The following is a 23,868-nucleotide window of genomic DNA, read 5'->3' as shown; positions in this document are numbered from 1 at the left end:
CAAGGAGAAACAGCCTCTTTCACATACTATAAAAAGAGCTTTTGTTCCTCCTTTTCAAACACGGAAGGCTTTCCCGTTTCCGAGGAAACCCTAACGGCCCTGAACCATGGAATTTTCTTTGGGTTTTTGGGCTCGGAGGTCTATTATTTTAAAAATATGTTACTCTACCATTTAAAGAAAATCAAGACACAACGCCAAGGAATGCGGCCCAGAGCGGTATGGTGATAATGGAACAGAGCGTGGTTGCAGCTATAGCTTCAGCTGTATAGACTTGATCCATTCCCATCCCCTTGGCAACAACAAAAGAGTTAACCGCTATAGGCATGGCTGAAACAAGGATCGTTGTTTTAGCCAATATACTCTCTACAGGCCAGAGAGAGATAAACCCCATCACAATAAGGGGAAAAAGAATAAGTTTAAATAAGATGACCTCCCATGTATCTCTCAATGCCGCAAACGTTCGATTAAAATTAAGAGAAGCTCCGAGAGACAAAAGAGCGAGACCATTTCCCACGTTTCCCAACACCTTAAGGGCTTCGTCAAGCCATAAAGGCAATGCAGGAGCCCCTACGATAGCACAGGAAAGCCCGGATATGCAGGCTATAATAAGGGGGTTCGTAAAAAGTTTTTTAAACGTATCTTTAAGAGCATGTAAACTTAAACTTCCCGACAACACAACTTGCCCCCACCCCACAGAGATTAGTTGATATCCTGCCATAACGACAGCGAGATATAAAGAAAGGGCCTGAAGACCACTCTCCCCCATAGCAACTGATACCGCCGGTACCCCCATAAAAATATTGTTGGAGCGAATGGACGTCATGGCGATCACTGCCACTTTCCCGCGCTCTTTACAAAAAAAGCGCCCAAAACTCCATGCTAATAAGGGAGTAAGAAGCAAAGACGCGTAAACAGCTTTCACAAAGTTTCCCCCCATCAGTACCTTTACATCTGCCCCATAGGTAACCCGAAAAAGCAGAGATGGAAGGGCGATCCAGTAAAGAATAAAGTGCATTCCAACAAAAGCTTCTTCTTTGACAAAACCTCGTTGGCGAATGAACCAACCAATAGATATAATAGTAACGATGGGAAGAACAATAAAAAAGCAGCCCACAACCGATCTCTCCTCTCTGTTTAACAAACTATTATATCTCTTCAATACTATAAAAGGTGCTTTGTTATATAATGATTATGAAATGATAAAAGAGGAAGGTGATGACACCTGATGCAAGTTCCGTCACATATATTTAGAGAATATGATATTCGTGGCGTAGCCGATACAGAGCTCACTGCATATGTAGTAACAGCTATCGGGAAAGCCTATGGGACCTTGCTTCGCAGAGAAGGAATCTCCACTATAACAATAGGAGGAGATGTGAGACTTTCAACAGAAAGAATTCGACAAAATATTATCGACGGGGTCATATGGGCCGGCGTTAACGTAATAGATTTAGGGGTGGTAACTACGCCTCTTCTGTATTGGAGCCAGTTCCATTTTAACTTTGATGGAGCAGTTATGGTCACAGGAAGTCATAACCCTAAAGACATGAACGGCTTAAAACTGGCTTTAGGGAAAAGTACTATGTATGGAGAGCAGATTCAATCTATTTTAAATATGATTGAAAAAGATGATATGGTACCTGGGCAAACATTGGGCTCTGTAAAAAGAGAAGATATTTGGTCTGGCTATATCCAGATGCTCTTGTCGAAAATAAAATTGGGGCCACGAAAACTCAAAGTAGTTGCTGATGCTGGGAATGGAACAGCAGGGCTCTTTATCCAAAAATTTTTAGAAGGGTTAGGCTGCCGTGTTGTCCCTCTGTTCTGCCAACCTGATGGGAACTTTCCCAACCACCACCCAGATCCTCTGAAACGTGAAAATCTCGTCTCCCTCATTGAGACAGTAAAACGAGAAAAAGCCGATGTAGGTTTCGCCTTTGATGGGGATTCCGACCGAATAGGAGTTGTCGATGAGAAGGGTTCTGTAGTATGGGGAGACACACTCATGGCCTTATACTGGAGAGAAATCTTGCCTAAACATCCAGGAGCTGATGCTATCATAGAAGTAAAATGCTCCCAAGCCCTTGAAGACGAGATCCGTCGCTTAGGAGGAAAACCTCTTTATTATAAAGCTGGGCATTCCCTTATTAAGGCGAAAATGAAAGAGATAGGAGCTCTTTTCGCAGGCGAGTTGTCTGGACATATGTTCTTTGCCGACGAGTTTTATGGCTTTGATGACTCTTTCTACGCAGCTGGCCGCCTCCTGCGCATCCTCTCAAATGATCGCCGAACTCTGTCTGACATGCTTGTAGATTATCCCATTTATTACAGTACTGCAGAGATTAGAGTAGACTGTCCCGATAATAAGAAATTTCAAGTCATCGAAAAAATTAAAGAGGAAGCTCTTAAAGAGTACAAAGCTATCACTATCGATGGAGTACGAATTTTATATCCTCAGGGATGGGGTTTGGTAAGGGCTTCTAACACCCAGCCCGTGTTAGTGACAAGATGCGAGGGCAAGACAAAAGAAGATCTGGACTTTATTACGCAAGACATGAAAAAACGCATGATAGCAGTAGGAGTTTCCGATTTTCAGTGGACGTACTAATTTGAAAAAGGAAAGGGCATTTTTCATGCCCTTTCCTTTTTTAAACTTTCTCTTTCCACAATAAATAGCCTTCGTTTATATAAGGAACGATACATCCCTTTCTCTCAAGAAAAGATAAATAGGCAGCAATAGTAGCGCTGTTCAGCACATATTGAATAGAATCCATTTCTATGCCCCATTCTCTGGCCAATGCTGCAAGAATCTCCTCTCTGGAATGAGGAGTTTTACAAAGATTCAATACAGCCTCACTTAAATATTTAACGCCCTTTCGATTGGCTTCCACCAAAGAGGTAATATTTTGAACCGGCTTGGCATGGCTTGGTACAAACCAATTAGCTTCTGACATCTGAAGCATATCTAGCGTTCGAAGAACCCCTTCTACGTCCATAGAGACTATAAAACGATATTTCTCTACAATCTCTTGGGAAAAGACGCTATCGGCTACATAAAAAACTCCGTCTCTCGACTTTAATCCTACCATATTGAGAAAATGACCTGGAAGCCCCACAACCTCAAGCTCTGTGCCAGGAACCATTTCACCAGGGTGAATAACATGAGTGACCTTCGACGGCTCTGCTTCAAGGAATTTTCCTCGAATAGCATTAAATGGGTACGCTCCCCATAAAAGAAAAGGTTCGAGATAAGGATTTTGTGTCAAAACATTTTCAAGAGAGCTTGTTATAATAGCGCAAGAAGTTTTTTTCTGGAGATAAGCATTCCCTCCTATGTGGTCAGCATTGGAGTGAGTATTAATAATTCCATGGAGCGTCAAATTATGCTCTTGCAATAATTTAAATAATCTTCGCCCAGATGTCTCATCCCCCCCACTATCTATAAGGAAACAACCGCCATTCCCATCTTTCCATAACCCTATATTCACTCGCCCTGGGATAAAGCAACTCTGCGCTGTCAATTCTCGTATCTCCATAAGATATAAAACCTCCTTTCGAGTATATTCTAATACTTTGCTTTTTCTTTTCTCCATGCTAGAATGTTCTAGCTAATGGTTCGAACCAATAAAAAATAAATCATAGATGGTTCGAAAGGGCTATTTCAGGAGGTGCGTAGAATGGATAGCAAAAAACTGAAAAAAGCCATAAAGAGCGGACATGTAAAACAGCGTAACGAACAGACAGATGCTTTTGCCAACGCTATGGTAGATCTTAATCATGAATTATATCGGTGCCGATACGATTCATAGTTCATAGCTTGTTTTTTCGTGTTTTTACAAACAGGAGGGGCCTTGAGGCCCCATTTTTTATGCCTTTATTCATTCTTGAGTACATGTTTTTCAATTTTTTTTCAGAAAAACGTTTGCTAGTAACCTAAAGTTGAGTTATAATGCCCGCGTTAAACAGGAGGTGAAGATTATTGCAAACTGCAATAGAAGTAAAAAATTTACATAAATCCTTCGGAGACCTTCATGTGTTGCAAGGAGTCTCCATGTCTGTTAGTGAAGGAGAGGTCGTATCTGTCATCGGCCCGAGCGGCTCAGGGAAGAGTACGTTGGCCCGGTGTATTTGTCGTCTCGAAGATATCAATGAAGGAGAGATTTACCTTTATGGGCAACGTGTCGACGGAGGGAAACACTCGAATAAAGAATTAGCGAGTCTTGTGGGAATGATCTTCCAGCAGTTTAACCTCTTTCCCCACCTTTCAGTTCTTGATAATATTACACTATGTCCTATTCAAATCAAGGGGATGAAAAAAAGCGATGCAGAGGAACTGGCTGTTCGTCTTCTGGAACGAGTAGGGCTCGGAGATAAAGTTCAAGCCAAACCTGCACAGCTTTCTGGAGGGCAACAACAACGGGTAGCCATAGCTAGGGCTCTGGCTATGCAGCCTAAAATTATGCTTTTTGATGAACCTACCAGTGCTCTTGACCCTGAGCTTGTAGGCGAAGTGCTTGATGTTATAGCACAGCTCGCCGAGACAGGAATGACTATGATGATTATTACCCATGAAATGACATTTGCCAAAGAGGTCTCTGATAAAATTGTCTTCATGGCTGATGGGAATATAGTGGAAGAGGGAACCCCCAGTGATATTATGACGAGGCCTTCTCACCCAAGGACGCAAGCATTTTTACAGCGCATGCTTGCCCATTTCGGAGAAGAAATACCTGAACGGGGAGGCGAATGTTAATGACCCTGGATTTTACGGCTATTACTCCATATTGGCACATGTTTTTGACGGGGGCATCCATCACGGTAAAAGCTTCTATGTTAGCTGTGATCTTTGGAGCCATTATAGGCGTGTTTGTAGGAGCTTTACGGGTTGTACCCTTCACACCCTTAAAATCTTTAGCAGCAGCCTATATTTATGTAATACGAGGAACACCCCTTTTAATTCAGCTTTTCCTCATCTATTTTGGATTACCCTCCCTTGGCATTAATTTACCCGCTTTTGCTGCCGGGATTATTGGACTCTCCATCAACTCTGCAGGATATGTTGGAGAAATTGTTCGAGGTGGGATAGAGGCAGTCCCCAAGGGACAATGGGAAGCAGCAAAAGTATTAGGTCTTTCTTATCTGGGGACTATGCGCTATATTATTCTGCCTCAAGCCATACGGAATATGCTTCCAGCTTTCGGGAATGAATTCGTAACACTTATAAAAGAATCGTCACTTCTATCTACATTGGCCATCGCCGATTTGACCATGGTAGGGCAACAAGTTCGAAGCGTTACGTATGCATCTTTTGAGACATTTATAATGGTAGGTCTTATCTACCTTTTCCTCACCAGCTTTACAAGCCTGGGTCTCCAGTTTTTGGAGAAACGCTGGCAAGTCCGATAAGAGATAAAATAGGGGAAGGAACATTGCAATTCCTTCCCCTATTTTGTTTAGTTCGGATACGTAGTAGCCTGTCTTTTTCTGCCATAATACTCCATTTCCCTCATCGCTTCCCGAGCTTCTAAATACCCCCACGACGCAGATATAATCTCCCGTATTGACAACTTTCCTTTTTCCCTCAGCTCATTCCACAAAGGCAAGGGCAGATAAAGCCACACACGGAAGATGGTTTCAGTTTTATCCAAAGATTGTTCCGATAAAATAAGGTATCCAGTTCGACTAAAGAGAACTACCGGGCGAGAACGTTGAGACGTCATGCGCTGTAGATCATCAAGAGTGAAAGAGAGTGTTTCAAGCTCAGCCATATCCTTTCCTCCCGGCAAATCTGTAAGAGAAAACCAGATCTGGGGTTGATGACTCTGATCGCTAAAAGCACCTCCAGCACTCTTAAGCCATGTCTTAATTCGCGCTACTGAGGAATAATCATTTCGAGCTAAAGCGAAACGAACACCCCAATAGGCCTGTTTGACAGATTGGTCTCTTTCTATAAGTTCTAGAATAAAATGTTCATCTTGCAAGGTTTCTTCTGTTAAAAGATCGACCATGTCGTTACGAAGCAACCCTTTAAGAATGAGTATCGCTGGTACATGCTCGCCAGGAGGTTCCATCTGCCCTAACAAGCTCCTCCGAAGCTCGGACACTATCTCCGCACTAAGAAAAATAGTATGAAGGCTCTCTACAGCCAGAGAAAGGGGTTTATTTTGGTACAAAAAGACCTCAGTCATCTCCACATCCCCTAATTTGCCCCATACCCATTTTTCATCGTTAAGGATAGAGGAAGATCCAATAAGGATCCTATTATATGGCAGGAGGAGAACGACCCGTGGAGCATCAGTTTTTGGAAGACCAGGCACTGTCATCGTATCCGGAAGCCTGACGATGTTGCCCGAAGACATCAGCTCATAGATCACTATTACCCCCTCCTTTCTCTAAAAAGCATACCACGAGGGAATAATCTTATCAAGGTAAAGAGGTGTGCCAACGTCGATGGAGCCAGAGCCACTGCTCCGGATGGCGATATACCATCTTCTCTATGACGGTATCGGCAGTAAGGGTAATAGCTTCTATTCTTTCTTTACGCTTCCCTTCCTCTGGAAGAAGCAGCGGAGGAGAGACAATGATTTGATGGTGAAAGGGAGCAATGCGATAAGAAATAACAGGCACAATGGGAACGTCAGCCATAAGAGAAATAGCAGCCGGTCCGTTGACAGTAGAGCATTTTTTCCCTAAGAACGTTGAAGAAATGCCGGAAGGACCGCCATCCTGATCGGCAAGAAGACCAAGAAAAGCCCCCGATTGCACTAATCTCACAGCCTCTTTCATTATGAATCTCTTTTTAAGGGTTCGAAGTCCTACGCGAGAGCGGTATTCTTCAATTAAATCTGCAATATCACTATCATCGGGATCTCGTACCACCGCATAGAGAGGGTATCCTCGCTGACAAAGCCATGCAGCCAACAACTCCCAGTTTCCCAAATGAGCTGTAAGAATGACCGCTCCTTTTTGCCGCATGAACAAGTCTTGGAGGATACTTTCTCCTTCTATATCTACAACCCAATCAAGAGCCTGACGGGGGTTATCTACCAATACAAGATACTCCGAAAGCATCCAGGCTATATGATTGTACACACCTGAAAGAGTTTCATTACGCCAGCTTTCTGATGACGGGAAAGAGGAATTTCCCATATTAGAAAGTGCTACTGCCTTTCGAGGGGCAATAGAACACAAGAGACGATGAACTAGTTTGGCCATCGCTGTGGCACGCCAGCCTGGGGCAGCGCACTTTTGAAATATTTTTAACAAAATAGAACCAGAGCTCACTTCAATGCACCATCCAGTTGAGAGTAAATTTTAAGAAGGGCGTCCACACTCTCTTGAGGCGTCCACACGTTAAGCAGGCAATTTCGGGCTTTTACAGCCGTATTTTTCCCTTGAGAAGAGAAAGAAGAGAAAAGAAATTCTTCAAACAAAAGAGGGCCGTCAGAAGATTTCTGAACCCTCACATACCCTTCAGAGCCTAAAAGTCGGTCGAGAAAGGCAGAAGGGGGGCTCAAAACGGGAACACCGAGAATAGAAGCTTGTGCTGCCAGCAAAGCCAAAGAGGGGTGATCTGACAAAAGCAACAACACTCCCCCTCTCTGACCCATAAGCGGCAATATATATGAAGAGTGAGAAAGAGTTTTTCCAGGCCACTCTTGCTGTTTGGGAAATGGCACTTTAAAAATGGGCATAGTTTGGTTCAAGAGGATAGATAACCAATAGCCAGTTGCTTCATTAGGGACGCCGGCTATGAAAAGAGCCGGCGCCCCGCTACATTTAAAACCCTCTTCAGCTAAAGCCCATGAAATTTTTGATTCAAAAGCAGGTGGTATAAAAAAACTTTTTTGGGGAAGACCCCGGTAAGAGGCCTTCAATCCGCTCGTGCTCTGAATCGTTTTGGCGTGAACACCAATAAGATGCCACCAGGGAGGTGGTGTCCCCCATACATGCCAAATCCTTCCCTTCGTCGCAAACAGCAACGCTTTATCTCTCCATGAGAGAGAGGACCATAATTCTGGCGTTGAGAAATCTAACCATTGGTCATTTTTAAGAGCAAAGAACCTGAAGTAAGGTAAACGCCCCCGAAGCTCTCTCACAAGGGAACCAATGACTGCCAATTCCCAAACAGGCAGAGAGCTTGTAAGAAGCCAAACAAGAGAGTCCCCACACATGTTCACACGCAACACCGCCGAAGCTAATGTTTCACTTCCAGAAGATGGAATCGCTTCTTGCCAAGTCTCACAAAAACAAAACGCTCTGCTATAAGATGCTCCTCATCTATTACGGTGTTTTCGTCAGAAACTCGTTCTCCATTAAGGTAGACTCCTCCACCTCGAATAAGACGTCTAACTTCTCCCTTGCTTTGACATGCTCCAGAAGAAGCCAAAACATCAACAAGAGAAAGTGGCAACCTTTCCGTTATCATGCTGCTAGGAACTTCTCCTGCCAGCATCTCCATAAGCTCTCCCGTCATTTCATCGTGGGACACATCTCCACCAAAGAGAATCTCACTGGCTTGACGAACAGTTTCTGCTGCGTGAGTGCCGTGGACAAGAGAGGTTACTTCCCATGCTAGCCTTTTCTGAGCCTCCCGCTGCTCTGGTGACTGTTCATGCTTCTTCATGATGTCATGAATCTCTTCTAGAGGAAGGAAAGTAAAGAACCGTAACAGACGATCTACCATTTCGTCCTCGGTATTGATCCAGAACTGGTAGAAACGGTATGGGGACGTTCGCTTCGGGTCAAGCCATACCGCACCGCCCTCTGTTTTACCAAACTTGGTTCCCGAGGAATTCAATAGTAAGGGGTTCGTCCAACCAAAAACCTGGTCTCCTGTACATTTTCGAATTAAATCAATACCTGAAACGATATTCCCCTGCTGATCGTTCCCGCCCATTTGCACACGACACTTGTAGGTCTTTAGAAGATGCATAAAATCGTAAGCTTGCAGAAGTGTATAAGAAAACTCTGTGTAGGAGATACTTTTTTCTGGGTCCGCCAATCTTGATTTCACATGTTCTTTGTTAATCATATAATTAACAGAAAAATATTTTCCCACGTCTCGCAGGAAATCAAGGACAGTTATATGCTGCAGCCAATCGTAGTTATTTACGATAATTGCCGAATTCTCGCCACAATCAAAATTCATAAAATGTTCGAGTTGTTTCCGTACACCCTCTATGTTTTTTCTCACCATATCGGGAGAAAGGAGATTACGTTCCTTGCTTTTTCCTGAAGGATCTCCAATCATACCTGTCCCACCACCAGCAAGACAGATCGGGCGATGGCCTAAGCGTTGAAGCCAGCTCAATGTCATAATAGGGATCAAATGGCCTACGTGAAGACTGTCTGCCGTAGGATCGAAACCCACATATGCCGTGAGCATCTCTTTACTATTAAACAAGTCTTCCAATTCTTCTGGATGACTGCTCCATTCGATTAGACCCCGTTCCTGAAGAACGTGGAAAGCATTTTCCATTGCACTTTTCCTCCTATACTTCCTTTATATATTTGAGTCGTTCTCAAGCGTTTCGCTCTTCGCGGGGAACGACCATCGTACATGCCCCTCGTGAATATTTGGCATAACTATAGATATTTCACCTACTTTTCGAAGGTTTGCAGCAATCTGAGCAAGCTCTTCAGCACTATGCCCTACTTCACTTCCCATTTTCCCCGCTAAAGCGGAAGCCCTTGCTATCATTTCCAAAGCTTCTGCCAAACGTTGACCGTCGCCATATAACCACGCAAAAGCTTCAGAAGTCCCTTTGAGGGAAGGGATTACAATACTTGCCTTTCTCCCTTCCTTAACATCATTTTTCTGGATCACACCAAAGGCTGCCAAATTATCATTTGCCACTCCTACAATAGTAAAGGGAATGTCTGTAGTTCCCCCTGCGGGGAATCCTTCAAGAGGATGAACAGAGGGAACAAGCATTCTCCATTCCTGATCCCAAAATGCTTCTGCTAATTTTTGCCCTACCGCACCTCGCTCTGGGAATTGGACAAGAAAACCAGGGAGGGTGAAAAAGAGGATTTTGCTGTTTCCCCCTACAGTTAAAGAAACTGGACCTTTCAGCAAGGAGAATAGTTCTTGCTGTGTTAGAGGGAAATCTGCTGATATTTCACTTAAGATCTCTTCTTCTATAGGGAGCCCCTCCATGTTAGGAAGATTAATCCCTGCGGCAAAAACAAGAGGCTCAGGAATAATCATTCGATAATCCCATCGAGAAGTGGAAAGACTTCCCAAAATTTGAGATGGGATCAGAGCTTCAATTCCAGAAATTTTCCATTTAAACTCTCCCCGCTCGCTATTTTCTACCCATGACGCGTCTAAAGCACACGGGACGAGGGTAACATCAAAACCGTCCAAAGAAAGAAGCTGAGAAAGCAGGCCTCCATCATAAAAACGGAAGTGGTTTTTCCAGTCACGGCTCACTTTCCAATCGGTTTTAAACTTCTCTTCTTCATTTTTTAGAATAATTTTCATATGACCCAAATCTTCTAGCGATGTGGAAAAAAGGGATAAACCACCATCTACAACAACATAAAGAGAAGGCATATCTTTTCCCCAATCTAAGCGAGTCGTACCTTTTTCATCTCGAACCAAAGAAATAGCATCTTTCAAAGAAGACCATTCTTCGGGAATTGCTCCTTTTTCCAGACTCTGAGTTGTTGTAAGATTAAAAAGAGCCGCAGCGTAAAGGTGGGGCTGATTGTCTCGCCACGCAACAAGACACGCTCCCTGGCGAGAGTAGGAAAGAAACGGAGACACGGATTGAGTTACTTGCAGGAAAGGCCGAGCCTGCTCTGCTTCTTCCATAAGATCGCTGGGAATAGGAAAAGAAAAAACCTTCCCCTCTCCTTCTACGTATACATAAGGTGTAGACGCTTCAGGCGTTGGGATGGGTGCAGAAACAGTGCGCTGTTCAGGTTGCCTTCCTATAAATAGAATAGCAAGCCCGATAATGACAAAACACGAAATGAAAGCACCCCAAAAATAAAGTCCTTTTCTCATTTTTCTCCCTCCCAGCTATGGAAATCAACCTTTCTATCATAGACTTAAAAGAGCAACATGACCAGAAAGGGGATAATATTTTATACTTCTTTCTCCTCAAATATGCCAGTTTTCTGTTCAGCTGTTTCTAACAAAACAATCGTAGACTGAAGGAGAGGCAAAAGAGGTTCCGGTTCCTTCACTTCCTCTGATTTTGCCCGAATAGAAGCTGCCAGCTCTACTATATCGGTGAGAAGATCATTCATCTGATCCAGACTCTTTATGCGCGGGACAGCTGCCGGAATTGAGATGGATGTCTCTATGCCCTTAAGTGGCGTAAGCTCGAACTCTTCTCCCACTACTGGCGCCATGGCTTGCAGGCCTCTTTCCTTAAGAGCTCCTACGAGAGCCATAGAAGATTTCGGCTCTCCATGGGTAATAAAGAAAACAGGGCGGTTCTCAAAATTTCCTGCCCATGCAAGAAGGTCGTTTTTATCTCCATGAGCGGAAAAACCATTGATCGTATGAAGTTTTGCTTTTACGTTCAATTCTTCTCCTGCAATACGCAATGTTTTTTCCCCATCAACAAGTCGACGTCCGATTGTTCCGCGTGCTTGATACCCTACAAAAACCACTTGATTATGAGGATCCCAAATGCCGTGTTTTAAATGATGAACTATACGGCCACCATTGCACATGCCGCTACCTGCCATTACTATCGCATGTTTTATGTCGTTAATTTGACGAGAATCTTCGACGCTCTCTACATATTGAAGATGTTTTGGCGAGAAGGGGTCATCCCCTTCTTTTACATGTCCTTGTATTTCTCGCGACAGAAGACTTAAGTGGTGATTATAAATTTCAGTCGCTTTCACTCCCATAGGAGAATCGAAAAATATAGGAACACCATCTCGAAGAATCCCCTCTTTTTGAAGGAGCATCAGCTCAAAAAGAATACGTTGTGCTCGATCAACAACAAAAGTGGGTATCATCACTTTTGCCCTAGATCTTAAAGCCTCTTTGATAACACTACGAAATTCAGCTCGTGTCTCATCGTTAGAGCGGTGGAGCCGATCTCCGTAGGTCGATTCTATGACTACATAATCTGCCCGAGAAATAATGGCAGGATTTCTCTCCATAACCGTCTCTTGCGGTCCGAGATCGCCGCTAAAAACAATCTTTACCTCATCTCCATCCTCTTGCAACCATATTTCGAGAATAGCGCTGCCAAGGATATGTCCGGCATCTCTAAATCTCACGGAAATATGAGGAGCCACTTCTATCTTATCATCGTATGTAGCAGGAGAGAGCAATTGGGAAGCTCTTTCTGCATACTCCTGAGTATAGAGAGGTTCTACAGGTGGAAGACCTTTTCTGGCATTTTTCCTCGTCTTCCATTCTGCTTCTTCCTTCATAAGCCTTACAGAATCTTGCCATAAGACATTCACCAGTTCTACAGTAGGAAGAGTAGCCCATATTTTTCCTTTAAACCCTCTTTGGACAAGGAGGGGTACGCGTCCAGAGTGATCAATATGAGCATGGGTAAGAAGAACAGCGTCGATACTTGATGGCACAAAGTCAAATTCACTTCTGTTCTTCGTATCCTCTCCCCTACCCTGATACATTCCACAATCTACTAGAATTCGGCTTTTCCCACATTCGATCAAATAGTTAGAACCAGTAACTTCTCCTGCAGCACCTAGAACCTTTAATCTCATTCTATTCGTCCCTTTCGGGGCTGCCTCCTTTCGTTTCATCAAGGATCTCTTCTCGCTTATAAGGAACAACGCATTGGAGCAACGTCCCCTGCCCGGGTGCTGAAACGACATGAAAGTCTCCCTTTAATGTCGTGATACGTTCCATCATGTTCGCTAAGCCTCGATGCCCCTTTAAGAGGAGTTCTTCAAAAGTCTGGTTCAACTCAAAACCTATGCCATTATCTTGGATGTTAAAATGGATAAAAGATCCCCTGGGAAAGATCTCTCCATGTACAGACGTAGCCTGACCGTGACGCACTGCATTAGAGACCGCTTCCTGAAAAATTCTGAAAAAAGCAAGAACTATTTCAGAAGATAAGCTCAGATCTTCATCTACATCGATAGTTACATCTATTCCGTTATGTCTAGCCAGCCGATCAGCTAGTTCTGTAAGGGCATGTTCTCCGCCGAGCTCAAGCCATGGTGGAGAAAGAGAGTCACACATCTCTCTCATTTCACGTACCGCCATTTGCGCTGCTTCTTCCGCCAATTTTAAATGAGTCTGTCCTACCTCTCCGCATAGATTCATATCAAAAAGGCGCATTTGTTGGATCATAGCTGTAATATCCTGAAGAGGTCCGTCATGGATCTCTCTGGCAATCCTCTTCTTTTCGTCTTCCTGGACACTGACAATATCATGAACATATCGGTTCCTCAAATCGTCTCGCTCAATAGCTGCCTTGGCCAATCTATACAAGGCCCGGCGAAGACGACCCAGTTCAAAAACAGCTTGAGGATCATCTGGCTCAGGCAATTCTTTCCCCCATACAAGGGAATCTACCTCTATCATCATCCGACGAAGAGGCAAAATAAGCCACCGCCACATTGCCCAGACAGCGATAAGGCTTGTAAGGGTCATAAGAACAATGAGCACAGGCCAAATATGACCGAAGCGAAGCAACGGTCCAATAAGCTGGCGCCAAGCCACAGCCGCAATAACCAAACGGCTCCCTTCGTCAATAGGGTATACAGCAATAGTATAGCGATCTCCTTGCCGATCTCGCACCTCCACAGCACGGCCGATAGGAATACGTGGATCCCAAATAGCTGCGAGATTACTCACTCCGGGAGAAGCCATGAGCACTTTACCGTCAGGAGTTATAACTGCGATCCATCCAGGAAGAGAAGGACCCCATGAAAAGACTTTAAGCTGTCTGAAAATAGAAGGATACATTCCCCCTCCCCCCCAAAAAGGAGAATCTAAATTCAGCCACGACGCTACATTTTCTGCCAAATCCTCTACATAGGACCGAGTAACAGCCTCCATAGCCCATTCCTGATGTATCATGGCCACGCTGGAAACCACCAGCACGGCCAGCGTGGGGAGGGTAACAGCCAAAATAAGGAGAAGAAGCAGATGACGCCTCATTCCAGCAATTCCTCGAGGGTTACAACTCCGTACTTCAAAGCAAGAAGTAAAGCTTCCGTCTTATTCCTCGCTCCTAGCTTATCGTAAATTGAAGCCAGGTGAGTTTGTACCGTCCGCTCGCTAATAAAAAGTTCAGAAGCCACCTCTTTACTTGAAAGGCCTTTCGAGGCGAGGACTAACACCTCTCGTTCTCGGGAAGATAGGGATTCAGGTACTAACTCTCTATCCCCTACAACTGTAGCTACTTCGGAATCAAGGTACAATCCTCCCTGTACCACTGTTTGTATAGCTCGTATTAATTCCTGGGGAGTAGCCGTTTTTAACACGAACCCTCTAGCCCCAGCTCGAAGTGAGGCTACTACATACTGATGTGCATCATAGGATGTAAGCATGATAGAAAATACTGGAAGTTTTTCTTCCTTAATACGGCGAGCTATAGAAACTCCGTCCTCTCCAGGCATTCGTATATCGAGAAGCGCTACATCGGGTTTAAGCTGAGAGATAAGCTCCCAAGCTTCTATGCCATCTTTTGCCTCTCCCACTAGCTCTATGGATTTTTCCTGTTGAAGATAAGCAGAGAGCCCGGCCCGAGTGAGCGGATGATCGTCCGCTAAAACCACACGTATAGACATAATATAGTCCCTCCAAGGTCAATATATCTCATTTTTTTATCATAGCGAAATGACCCTTTTTGGCAATCGGTGAAGTAGCTGAACTCTCTATACGACTTTTACACCTCTAGGGAGCCCAACCCAAGTTCCTCTTCTATAGGTTGCAACGCACGGATCACTCCGTCAATAAGCTCATCTATAGCTACATCCAGCATTTCAGCACCTTTGAGAATAACATCCCGATTCACGCCTCGAGCAAAAGCCTTGTCCTTCCATTTTTTCTTCACTGATTTCACGGTGAGGTCTTGCAAAGATTTAGATGGGCGAACGAGAGCTGCCGCTATAACAAGGCCAGTGAGCTCATCAACAGCGTATAAGGTTTTTTCCATAAGAGATACAGGTTTCACATCTGATACCATTCCCCAGCCATGTGCCTTCACCGCTCTCACAATATCTTCTGGGTACCCTTTTGCTTCAAGCCAAAGAGCTCCTTCGTGGGTATGCCTTTCCGGTGTATCCTGAGTTCTTTCCCAATCTATATCATGGAGCAGCCCAACGACCCCCCATTTTTCCATATCATTGTCTGCCTTTCTCGCAAAATGTCGCATTGCAGCTTCAACAGCTAAGGCGTGTTTGATATGGCTTTCATCCTTATTATATTCTCGCAACACATTCATGGCCTCTTCACGACTTACAGACACAATGCATACCTCCCCATATTCTCTTTTTCATATTTACATAAGTCACTCCTAAGCTCTCTGTCGCAAAAAAGCCTTAAGAGCGACATCCATCTCCTGGAAAACATCTTCAGAGAGCTGGCATACTTCCATTGAAGCCTCGGATCGTAATTGCACCGCTAAAGCATCGGGATAGGGGTAGACAAACACGATTCGCTTGATGCCAGCATTAATTATTGCTTTTGTACAAAAAGAGCAAGGTTCGTGAGTACAGTAAAGCACGGCCCCATCCGTACTCGTTCCTACTGCCGCCGCCTGAGCAATAGCATTAATCTCTGCATGAGAGCCACGGCAGATCTCATGGCGCTCTCCCGAAGGAATGCCGAGCTGCTCACGAAGACATCCCACCTCAGAACAGTGAGGAACACCTTTAGGAGCCCCATTATAGCCAGTACTTATAATCTGAAGATCTTTTACAATCACAGCTCCTACTTTACGACGCAGACAAGTCCCTCGCGTTGCAGCTACAGCAGCAATCATCATAAAATAAGAATCCCAGTCTGGACGAAAATACGTCATCATATCCTCCACGGTTTGTTTAAAATCTTTATTCTTGATCGACATTATATCATTGCGAATATATACCCACGGGTATCAGTCACTATGGTACTATCATATTAATATAAATTCGATGGCAAAGAGGTGAACTTGTGATAAATAACAGTCTTCATATTCTCAAAGATCGTCGCGTCCTTTCATGGTGCCTTTATGATGTAGGAAACTCAGCTTTCGCGACTACCATTATGGCCGCAATTCTTCCTGTCTATTTCAAAGAAATCGCCACGCCATTTCTCTCTGGAAACCTGCCCACTATTTATTGGGGGTATACATCAGCCATCGCCCTTCTTTGCAGTGCCCTTGCAGCTCCCTTTCTCGGAGCTTTAGGGGATATTGGCCAAATGAAAAAGAAAATGCTTCTTTTTTTTACCCTCCTTGGCATTCTCGCCTCCTGTGCTCTGTTTTTTACAGATTATGGTGATTGGTTCCTCACTCTTGTCTTCATGGCAATTGGAACGATAGGTTTTTCCTCCGCCATCATCTTTTATGATGCACTCCTTCCCCACCTCATTCCTCATCATTACATTGATATGGTTTCGTCTCTAGGATATGCTTTAGGGTACTTGGGTGGTGGCATTTTACTGGCACTCAATATTGTTATGATCTACATTTGGCCCGGTACTTTCGGCCCGCGACTTTCTTTCTTGTCAGTAGCCATATGGTGGGCTCTTTTTACCCTTCCTCTTTTTCTTCACGTACCAGAACCGCTCACAAGGCACCATACTATTTCTTACTCCCAAAACATGGCAAAAGAGGCTATTCTGCGGCTGGGAAAAACATTTGTAGGGATTCGGAAATACCCTGATCTTTTTAGATTCTTGATAGCGTTCTGGCTCTATAATGATGGCATTGGAACAATGATACACATGGCTGCTATTTATGGGGCTCAAGTAGGAATTTCCATGATCCATCTCGTAGGCGCTCTTCTTTTAACCCAATTTGTTGGCGTGCCTTTCTCCATTTTTTTTGGAAGACTCGCATCTCGCATAGGAAGCAAGGAGGCTATTCTCGTTGGACTTTTCGGATATACGCTCATATCTGTGGGAGCTATTTTTCTTGCTACGCCATGGCATTTTTGGCTCCTCGCCTTTGCAGTGGGAACTGTACAAGGTGGAACGCAAGCTATGAGCCGCAGTCTTTATGCCCGCATGCTGCCCCCTTCCAAAAGTGCCGAATTTTTTGGTTTTTACGATATTTCCAGCAAATTTGCTGGAGTCCTCGGCCCCTTTTTATTTGGTTTTATTACGCAGATAACTCATTCAAGCAGAATTGGGATCGCTATTTTAGCCTTAACTTTCGTAGCTGGAGCCATAATCTTGCGGAAAGTAAATGTTATGAGAGGAATTCACAACGCTTCTCTACAATAACGCTACACATATCTCAGAAAAGAAGGGGGTGTCAAATCTGTTACATTTTCTTGTTGTCTCTACGGGAGGAACTATTGCTTCAGGAGAAGGAAGAGAAGGTCTTACTCCCACTATGACAGGACATGATTTATTGAAGTATGTCCCATCTCTCTCCCAGTTAGGAGAGATAGACGTTCATGACCTTTTATTTAAAGACAGTTCAAATATGTCTCCCCTCGACTGGAAACGTATCGCTATGTTCCTCATTGCTCAAGAAAAAAGATATGACGCTTTTATTATTCTTCACGGCACCGACACTATGGCATATACAGCATCTGCTCTCTCTTTTATGATTGCTAATTTCACCAAGCCCGTAGTAATAACAGGTTCCATGCAACCCATTACTCAGCCAAATACAGATGCTATTGATAATATTTATTCGTCCTTCCTCTTCGCAGCAGAGATGATACGGCTACGGCAACGAGGGATTACCATAGCTTTTGGCGGCCAGCTTATACACGGACCTCGTTCCCAAAAAATCCTAAGCCACGACTATACTGCCTTTACGAGTATTAATTATCCTCATCTAGGCCATATAGAAAAAGGGGAGGCCATTTTAACTCATCGCCCAAGCCTTCTTACCCCATTATTTCATCAGAAAGAATATGAGACATTTGAGCTTGAAACATCGGTTTTTCTCCTCACTCTTTTCCCGGGGTTTCGTGCCAGGTACCTTGAGTATATTGTCAACATGGAGCCTAAAGCCATTGTCATAGAGGCATTGGGCTTGGGTGGCGTTCCACATCTTGGAGAGAGCCTTCTTCCACCGCTTAAACTTTCTCAAGACCTGGGGATACCTGTAGTAATAACCACTCAATGTGTTTACGGCGGAGTAGATCTCAATGTATATGAAGTAGGGAGAAAGACTCTTAAAATGGGAGTCATTTCGGGGAAAGACATGACCCGAGAGGCCATCATCACAAAGCTTATGCTCCTATTGCCCTACGTAGAACCTTACAATGTTGAAAAATGGCTTCATACAAACTTCTGCGATGAAATTACTCTTCCTTAAGTGGCGATCCTTGGCAGAGCTCGACAAGTTCTGAAATATCGAGCTCTGCTCGGATCCCAAAGCGAGTCAAGGCAAAATCATAACGAACAGGATCATCTGGAGCTATGGTCCGGAAAGCATCTGTAATCTCTAAAACTGTCTTGAAATCTGCCTGCTTTCTTCGAGTGAGTCCCAACGAAAGAGCAATTCGATGCATATGGGTATCTACAGGAACGAAGAGATCTGCAGGGGAGAGAACCTGCCATCCGCCGGGATCCACCTCGTCTTTTCTCGTCATCCATTTCAAAAAAAGGAAAAAACGCTTACATGCACTGCCTTGAACAGGCGAAGCGAGAAGTGATCCATGCCCCGCTGCGCTCTTAAGTTTTTCAGCAAAGTTTATAATACCACGTAAAGGATCCTTTCCTTCAAGAAGAGCTTCTTCCAAACAAAATTCCAGGCGCTCGTAACACCGCAATAGTTTTCCAATGCCATTAAGAAAAGTTACTAATTCTTCCCCTGTAGTAAAACGGTGTTTAAAAGAACCGTATAAAGAGGTAAGCTGCTCCTTATTGGCAGCACGAAGAAAAGCCGCTGGACTATCCCCGAGAGGTACAAGCACTTTTGTTACGCTCTTTAATATTTGTTGCACCCTGCCATAAGCCAACGAGGAGGCAATAAGAGCTGTTACTTCGCGATCTGCCAAATTTTCATAACGACGGGGGAATTCTACAGGATCTGGATGAATTAATTCCTCTTTCGTATATGAAGTATAAATAGCTTCCAACACTGAACGGCACTCTTTAGGAAATCTGCCCTTGCTAAAGAATGCACATTTATTACTTTTGCTTTGTATTGGCTTCATATATAGCGCCAGCAATCGCTATTCCCATCTCGAAACATGGCTGTAGCTCCCCTTCCCTGGGAACATACCTAATCTTTACGCCAGGATGGACAATTTTAACTTTCATAGCTTCCAGTTCTTGATTTAAAAGCTTAACCGATTCGCAGCCCCAACCGTAGGAACCAAAAGCCGCCCCAACCTTCTTTATAGGACGAAGTCCCTTCACATAGCAGACAAGATCTGCCATGCGAGGTAAATATCCCGTATTAAGGGTGGGAGATCCTAAAGCTATTCCTCTTGCCTCCAACATTTCAGTTATTACATCACTATGATGACTCACTCGAAGATCCATAACTTCTGTTGATACTCCCCGGCTCATAAGCCCTTCCGCAACATGGCGCGCCATGGTCTCCGTACTATGCCACATAGTGTCATAAGCTACTACCGCCTTATCTTGGCACATTCCTTCAGCCCATCGTCGATATGCGGATACTACCTCCGGAACATGTTTTCTCCAGATAACGCCATGATCTGGTGCAATCATATCAATTTCTATATTCATAGCAGCTATTTCATCAAGTTTTTTGATCATAATAGGCGAGTACGGTAATAATATATTAGCGTAATATTTCGCCGTCTGATGCATCAGTTCGCCCCAATCAGCTTCATCATCAAATCGCTCACTCGACGAATAGTGCTGCCCAAAACCGTCATTAGAGATCAAAAGCCTATCTTCTTTTATGTAAGAGAACATGCTATCAGGCCAATGGAGCATCCGTGCCTCTAAGAAAGAGATTGTTTTCCCACCTAAAGAAACCTCGTCTCCTGTTCCGACAATCTGCAGGGGCCATTGGCGCACTTGCTCTCCAAAATGCTCTTCTAAAGCTTCCTTGCAGGGTTTTGAAAGAAAAATTTTCTCTGGCTTTACGAGATCCACAACCATAGGAAGACTCCCCGAATGATCCATCTCCGCATGGCTCACTACAATGTAATTAATTTTTTCAGGATCTATAACTTCACGAAGTCGCTGTACAAATTCGTCATAATGGGTTGTCTTGACCGTATCGAAAAGAACGTTTTTTTCGCTCCCTTTAACAACATAGGCATTATACGTGGATCCTTTCTCCGTAGAATAACCATGAAAATCCCGGAGCGTCCAGTCGAGCACCCCTACCCAAAACACTCCAGATTTAATTTCTAATGGAGCCATCATTATGTCCTCCTCTCTATTCTTTGGAATAGCTTTAATATATACACATTATTTTATAACGTTAAAAACAGCAGAAGGAGCTTTCTCAGGGGATTTCCCCTTTTTAATAGTATGGTAATCTGAGTACAAAAGTGGTTTCCCCTCTTTCAACACTGTTGCCGCTCGCACTTGTGCAATAAATAGTTTGTGCGTGAAAATATCTGTTACAGAAAGGACCTCCCCTTCTATAGAGGCCAAAGCATAATCTGTAACAACAGGGAGTCCAGATTCACTGATTGTGTATGAACAGGCATTAAATTTATCAAAATCTCTGCCGCAACGGAATCCGAAAACTCCAATAAATTTAAGGGGAGTAGCATCTTCCAGCACTGAAAGGGAAAAACGCCGACTTTTCTCTAACAACTCCGTAGTGTAATTGTCTTTATGAAGACATGCCGCAACACAAATTGGATCTCCTGTCAGTTGCATAAAAGCGTTGATAATCTGTCCGTTCTTTTTCTCTTCCCACTCTGTGCTCAAAATATACACACCGTAGCTTACCGTAAACAGCGCCCTCGGATCTATACTTTCAGCCATGCTTATTGCCCCCCTCTATTTAACACAAAAGGGCATGAGCAGTATCTGCCCAGCCCTTTTTTCTTTCAAATTATTCTTCCGGATTACTCTTCCTCGGCAGGATACACTCTGGCCCCAAGTTCTTTGTCGAGCATATAGACACCGTGCTTCGATTCAGAGAGGAACTCAAGTTTGTTAATAATTTCTTCCGCGTTTGCCTCCTCCTCTACCTGTTCTGTAACGAACCACTGAAGGAAGATCTGGCTTGCGTGATCTTTTTCTTCCATAGCCAGCTCTGTAAGGTCATTAATACGACGAGTTACGTAACGCTCGTGATCCAGAGCCGCCTTAAAAACATCAAGGCATGACTTCCACTCAAAAGGAGGCTCCGCTATGGCCTGTAGCTTAACTCTCCCGCCGCGTTCTACTATATAGTTATAAAACTTCATTGCATGATCCTTTTCCTCTAACGCCTGAATCGTCATCCACGTAGCCATACCCCTTAAATTTTTCTCCTCAAAATATGCTGCCATAGATAGATAAAGATAAGAAGAGTACAGCTCGGCATTGATCTGATCATTCACAGCATCTTGCATTTTTTTCGATATCATCTTTATTTCCCTGCCTTCCATAGTCCGTGTATATTGCAATATTCTCTGCTTAATTCTGGCGTAATTTCATGAAATTCAGCTTCAGGAGCATCTCCTGGATTCAAGAATTGACGGTAAATTTTATCCCCTGAAATAACTTCAATCCATTCAATGTAATGCTCTGGTTTCATAGGATGGGGAACACTTCCTACCTTAACTTTTGATCCTTCAATAACTGGCACATGTTTCTCCGTCGAAGCATCAGCTGTTTGTTCCTCTAGAAGTTTCATAGGCTGATTGCAGCAAACAAGTTGTCCTGCTCCGGCGTGAAGTACTTCCACAACATTGCCACATAAATCACACTTATATACTTCTAACCTCTTCGTCATCGTCATTCCTCCTCTTGTATGATTTTTGTGTTTGAGATAATAAAAACTGTATACCTTTTCAGTAGAATTCTTTTTGATTACAACATTATTACCACAGCTATACCCTACCGAGTCGCTAAACTTAATGTATTCATTAATAATATACGGAACATGGGTATATTTGTCAAGTTCAGAAAGACAGATCTACCTAACATTTTCGTCTTTAAAAACAGGGATTTTAAAAAAAACAGAGTAAAGAACTGGTACGATAATTAACGTCAAAGCCGTGGCAAAAGCCAAGCCAAACATAATAGTAACTGCCAGAGCAGAAAAGAGGATATCAAAATAGAGAGGGATCATACCTAAAACCGTGGTCATAGCTGCCATAAGAACAGGACGTGCACGACTCATAGCCGAATCCACTATAGCTAAAAAGCCCTCTTTTCCTTCCCGTATTTCGAGATCGATCTGATCAATAAGCACAATGGCATTTTTTATGAGCATGCCAGCAAGGCTTAAGAATCCCAGGAGAGCCATAAAGTCAAAAGATTTATGAAAAAGAAGTAATCCCGCCGTTACACCAACAATGGACAAGGGGAGACAAAGAAGGATCATAATGGGTTGTTTAAACCCGTTAAAAAGGACAACTAATATAGCGACCATGGCTAAAAAAGCAATAGGAATCATCCCCATAAGTCCACCTTGAGCTTTTTGAGAACTTTCATACTCGCCTCCCCAACTGAGGCTATATCCTAAAGGAAGAGAAATATTTTCCAGTTCGGGCTTTATACGAGCAAATAAAAGACCTGTTTTCCCAGAACGGGAATCACACTCTACAGAGAAAGTCCTCATACGATTTCGCCTATAAATAACGGGGTCTTCAGCTATGGTATCAATGCTTTTTGTAATCTGAGTTAAGGCTATATATTTTCTCATAAGGGGGCTCCACACTTCTACTTCTGGAAGTGCCCCCAGTCTCGCCCTATCCGCTTTAGGCAATCTAGCTATAATAGGGAGGAGTTTATCCCTCTCTCTGTATAAGCCTGCTTGTATACCCGAAAAGGACATCTCAAGGGCCAATGCTACATCTTGTCGTGTTAAACCAGTTTGTCGGGTTCGCACCTCATCAAGTACGGGACGAATAACCTTGACCCTTTCTCCCCAGTCGCTCCGGATGTTCATCGAATCGGGATCGTTCCTCATCATATAAAAAGCTTCTTCTCCTAGACGTCGTAAAACACGAGGATCGCCCCCTGTAAACCTCGCCTGTATTTTTGCACCTCCCCCTGTTCCTTTACTAAAGGAACGAATCCTGGGGTCGATATCTGGCATTTCTATATTCATGAAATTTTCCAGTTTACGACGTAAAGACTCTGCTGATTTCAAACCCTTAGCTTCCACTATCAAGTGTCCATAACTATCAGAAGAATCACTTGGCGTATAGGTGAGAATAAAACGAAGGGCTCCCTGTCCCACGTAGCTTGCTACAGAAACTGTCTCTGGCTGTTTCAAAACAAAAGCTTCAACTTTTTCTACCCCTCTCTGGGTCTCTTCTATATAAGCACCTCGAGGACGCCAAAATTCCACTGTAAAAAGAGGGCTCGTGGAGCTTGGGAAAAAAGATTGATCCACAAACGTAAAGCCTATGAGAGCAGAACCAAGCAAACAAACCATGACCAATATTGTTACCTTTCTCTTACGAATACACGCCTTGAGAAATCTTCTATACATCCTATAAAGTTTTGTATCGTAGGGAATCTCTGCTTTTGCTGAAGTTTTTAAAAAACGCACACCGGCTACAGGGGTAACGGTAACGGCAAGGACCCAACTTATAATCAAGGAAATTCCCACCACCTGAAAAAGGCTTTGGCAAAAC

General features: G+C 43.7%; 24 protein-coding genes and 1 riboswitch. Of the genes, 6 read left to right on the top strand and 18 right to left on the bottom strand.

Going from position 1 to position 23,868, the window contains the following annotated elements; all coding sequences use genetic code 11:
• Positions 1-31 precede the first annotated feature (31 nt).
• Positions 32-150: riboswitch (molybdenum cofactor riboswitch) on the bottom strand.
• A gap of 31 nt (positions 151-181) precedes the next feature.
• Positions 182-1,114, bottom strand: coding sequence for an AEC family transporter (locus B4J50_RS06570; RefSeq protein ID WP_024822777.1), 933 nt, complete (start codon positions 1,112-1,114; stop codon positions 182-184).
• 111 nt (positions 1,115-1,225) lie between these two features.
• Between B4J50_RS06570 and B4J50_RS06565 the strand changes: the two genes are divergently transcribed.
• Entirely contained in the window at positions 1,226-2,608 is a 1,383-nt protein-coding gene (locus B4J50_RS06565; protein WP_034326885.1) for a phosphomannomutase/phosphoglucomutase, read from the top strand.
• A 40-nt stretch (positions 2,609-2,648) separates the two neighbouring features.
• Here the strand turns inward: B4J50_RS06565 and B4J50_RS06560 are convergent, their stop codons facing one another.
• Entirely contained in the window at positions 2,649-3,536 is an 888-nt protein-coding gene (locus B4J50_RS06560) for an MBL fold metallo-hydrolase (RefSeq protein WP_286846085.1), read from the bottom strand.
• Positions 3,537-3,677: 141 nt separating this feature from the next.
• Here B4J50_RS06560 and B4J50_RS06555 point away from each other — a divergent pair, with 141 nt between their 5' ends.
• The 3 genes from B4J50_RS06555 (at position 3,678) to B4J50_RS06545 (ending at position 5,406) form a co-directional block, all read left to right on the top strand.
• Positions 3,678-3,809, top strand: a complete 132-nt coding sequence (locus tag B4J50_RS06555; RefSeq protein WP_274532069.1) for a hypothetical protein — start codon at positions 3,678-3,680, stop codon at positions 3,807-3,809.
• Between the two features lie 170 nt (positions 3,810-3,979).
• Positions 3,980-4,753, top strand: coding sequence for an amino acid ABC transporter ATP-binding protein (locus tag B4J50_RS06550; protein WP_024822780.1), 774 nt, complete (start codon positions 3,980-3,982; stop codon positions 4,751-4,753).
• Positions 4,753-5,406 carry an amino acid ABC transporter permease gene (locus tag B4J50_RS06545; protein ID WP_024822781.1) on the top strand — a complete coding sequence of 218 codons (654 nt, stop codon included), beginning with the start codon at positions 4,753-4,755 and terminating at the stop codon, positions 5,404-5,406. Before B4J50_RS06550 ends, B4J50_RS06545 begins: the two co-directional genes overlap by 1 nt.
• 47 nt (positions 5,407-5,453) lie before the next feature.
• Here B4J50_RS06545 and B4J50_RS06540 read toward each other — a convergent pair whose 3' ends face one another.
• The 10 genes from B4J50_RS06540 to B4J50_RS06495 form a co-directional block, all read right to left on the bottom strand.
• Positions 5,454-6,374, bottom strand: coding sequence for a hypothetical protein (locus B4J50_RS06540; protein WP_024822782.1), 921 nt, complete (start codon positions 6,372-6,374; stop codon positions 5,454-5,456).
• A 49-nt stretch (positions 6,375-6,423) separates the two neighbouring features.
• Complete coding sequence (locus tag B4J50_RS06535; protein WP_286846088.1) at positions 6,424-7,215, bottom strand: lysophospholipid acyltransferase family protein; 792 nt, start codon at positions 7,213-7,215, stop codon at positions 6,424-6,426.
• Positions 7,216-7,280: 65 nt separating this feature from the next.
• Complete coding sequence (locus B4J50_RS06530; RefSeq protein WP_286846089.1) at positions 7,281-8,180, bottom strand: hypothetical protein; 900 nt, start codon at positions 8,178-8,180, stop codon at positions 7,281-7,283.
• A gap of 17 nt (positions 8,181-8,197) precedes the next feature.
• The gene (tyrS, locus tag B4J50_RS06525) at positions 8,198-9,481 is read right to left on the bottom strand and encodes a tyrosine--tRNA ligase (RefSeq protein WP_024822785.1); all 1,284 of its coding nucleotides are present in this window, start codon (positions 9,479-9,481) and stop codon (positions 8,198-8,200) included.
• A 24-nt stretch (positions 9,482-9,505) separates the two neighbouring features.
• Complete coding sequence (locus tag B4J50_RS06520; RefSeq protein ID WP_024822786.1) at positions 9,506-11,017, bottom strand: hypothetical protein; 1,512 nt, start codon at positions 11,015-11,017, stop codon at positions 9,506-9,508.
• Between the two features lie 80 nt (positions 11,018-11,097).
• Positions 11,098-12,714 carry an MBL fold metallo-hydrolase RNA specificity domain-containing protein gene (locus tag B4J50_RS06515; protein WP_024822787.1) on the bottom strand — a complete coding sequence of 539 codons (1,617 nt, stop codon included), beginning with the start codon at positions 12,712-12,714 and terminating at the stop codon, positions 11,098-11,100.
• A 1-nt stretch (position 12,715) separates the two neighbouring features.
• On the bottom strand, positions 12,716-14,122 hold the full coding sequence (locus B4J50_RS06510) for a sensor histidine kinase (protein WP_024822788.1): 1,407 nt from the start codon (positions 14,120-14,122) through the stop codon (positions 12,716-12,718).
• Complete coding sequence (locus B4J50_RS06505) at positions 14,119-14,754, bottom strand: response regulator transcription factor (protein WP_286954021.1); 636 nt, start codon at positions 14,752-14,754, stop codon at positions 14,119-14,121. The genes B4J50_RS06510 and B4J50_RS06505 overlap by 4 nt, the downstream gene beginning before the upstream one ends.
• 98 nt (positions 14,755-14,852) lie before the next feature.
• Positions 14,853-15,434 carry an HDIG domain-containing metalloprotein gene (locus tag B4J50_RS06500; protein ID WP_286846095.1) on the bottom strand — a complete coding sequence of 194 codons (582 nt, stop codon included), beginning with the start codon at positions 15,432-15,434 and terminating at the stop codon, positions 14,853-14,855.
• Between the two features lie 48 nt (positions 15,435-15,482).
• Entirely contained in the window at positions 15,483-15,989 is a 507-nt protein-coding gene (locus B4J50_RS06495; RefSeq protein ID WP_024822791.1) for a deoxycytidylate deaminase, read from the bottom strand.
• Between the two features lie 131 nt (positions 15,990-16,120).
• Between B4J50_RS06495 and B4J50_RS06490 the strand changes: the two genes are divergently transcribed.
• Together B4J50_RS06490 and B4J50_RS06485 are read left to right on the top strand one after the other, a co-directional pair.
• Complete coding sequence (locus tag B4J50_RS06490; RefSeq protein ID WP_286846097.1) at positions 16,121-17,395, top strand: MFS transporter; 1,275 nt, start codon at positions 16,121-16,123, stop codon at positions 17,393-17,395.
• Positions 17,396-17,423: 28 nt separating this feature from the next.
• On the top strand, positions 17,424-18,446 hold the full coding sequence (locus tag B4J50_RS06485; protein ID WP_286846099.1) for an asparaginase: 1,023 nt from the start codon (positions 17,424-17,426) through the stop codon (positions 18,444-18,446).
• Here B4J50_RS06485 and B4J50_RS06480 read toward each other — a convergent pair.
• From B4J50_RS06480 to B4J50_RS06455, 6 genes are all read right to left on the bottom strand, one after another.
• Positions 18,433-19,215, bottom strand: a complete 783-nt coding sequence (locus B4J50_RS06480; protein WP_286846102.1) for a TIGR02757 family protein — start codon at positions 19,213-19,215, stop codon at positions 18,433-18,435. The genes B4J50_RS06485 and B4J50_RS06480 overlap by 14 nt on opposite strands.
• Positions 19,216-19,264: 49 nt before the next feature.
• Entirely contained in the window at positions 19,265-20,482 is a 1,218-nt protein-coding gene (locus tag B4J50_RS06475; RefSeq protein WP_286954019.1) for an FprA family A-type flavoprotein, read from the bottom strand.
• A gap of 45 nt (positions 20,483-20,527) precedes the next feature.
• Positions 20,528-21,055 carry a flavin reductase family protein gene (locus tag B4J50_RS06470; protein ID WP_286846106.1) on the bottom strand — a complete coding sequence of 176 codons (528 nt, stop codon included), beginning with the start codon at positions 21,053-21,055 and terminating at the stop codon, positions 20,528-20,530.
• An 83-nt stretch (positions 21,056-21,138) separates the two neighbouring features.
• On the bottom strand, positions 21,139-21,645 hold the full coding sequence (locus B4J50_RS06465; protein WP_286846109.1) for a ferritin: 507 nt from the start codon (positions 21,643-21,645) through the stop codon (positions 21,139-21,141).
• Between the two features lie 2 nt (positions 21,646-21,647).
• Positions 21,648-22,013, bottom strand: a complete 366-nt coding sequence (locus B4J50_RS06460) for a desulfoferrodoxin (protein ID WP_013047808.1) — start codon at positions 22,011-22,013, stop codon at positions 21,648-21,650.
• Positions 22,014-22,196: 183 nt separating this feature from the next.
• A partial coding sequence (locus tag B4J50_RS06455) for an efflux RND transporter permease subunit (RefSeq protein ID WP_286954017.1) occupies positions 22,197-23,868 on the bottom strand: 1,672 nt, incomplete at its 5' end.

It is taken from the genome of Aminobacterium sp. UBA4908 (genome assembly GCF_002398115.1).
Taxonomy (GTDB): domain Bacteria; phylum Synergistota; class Synergistia; order Synergistales; family Aminobacteriaceae; genus Aminobacterium; species Aminobacterium mobile.
The sequence above is the reverse complement of the archived record's forward strand: the minus strand, read 5'-3'. Positions and strand labels throughout refer to the sequence as shown.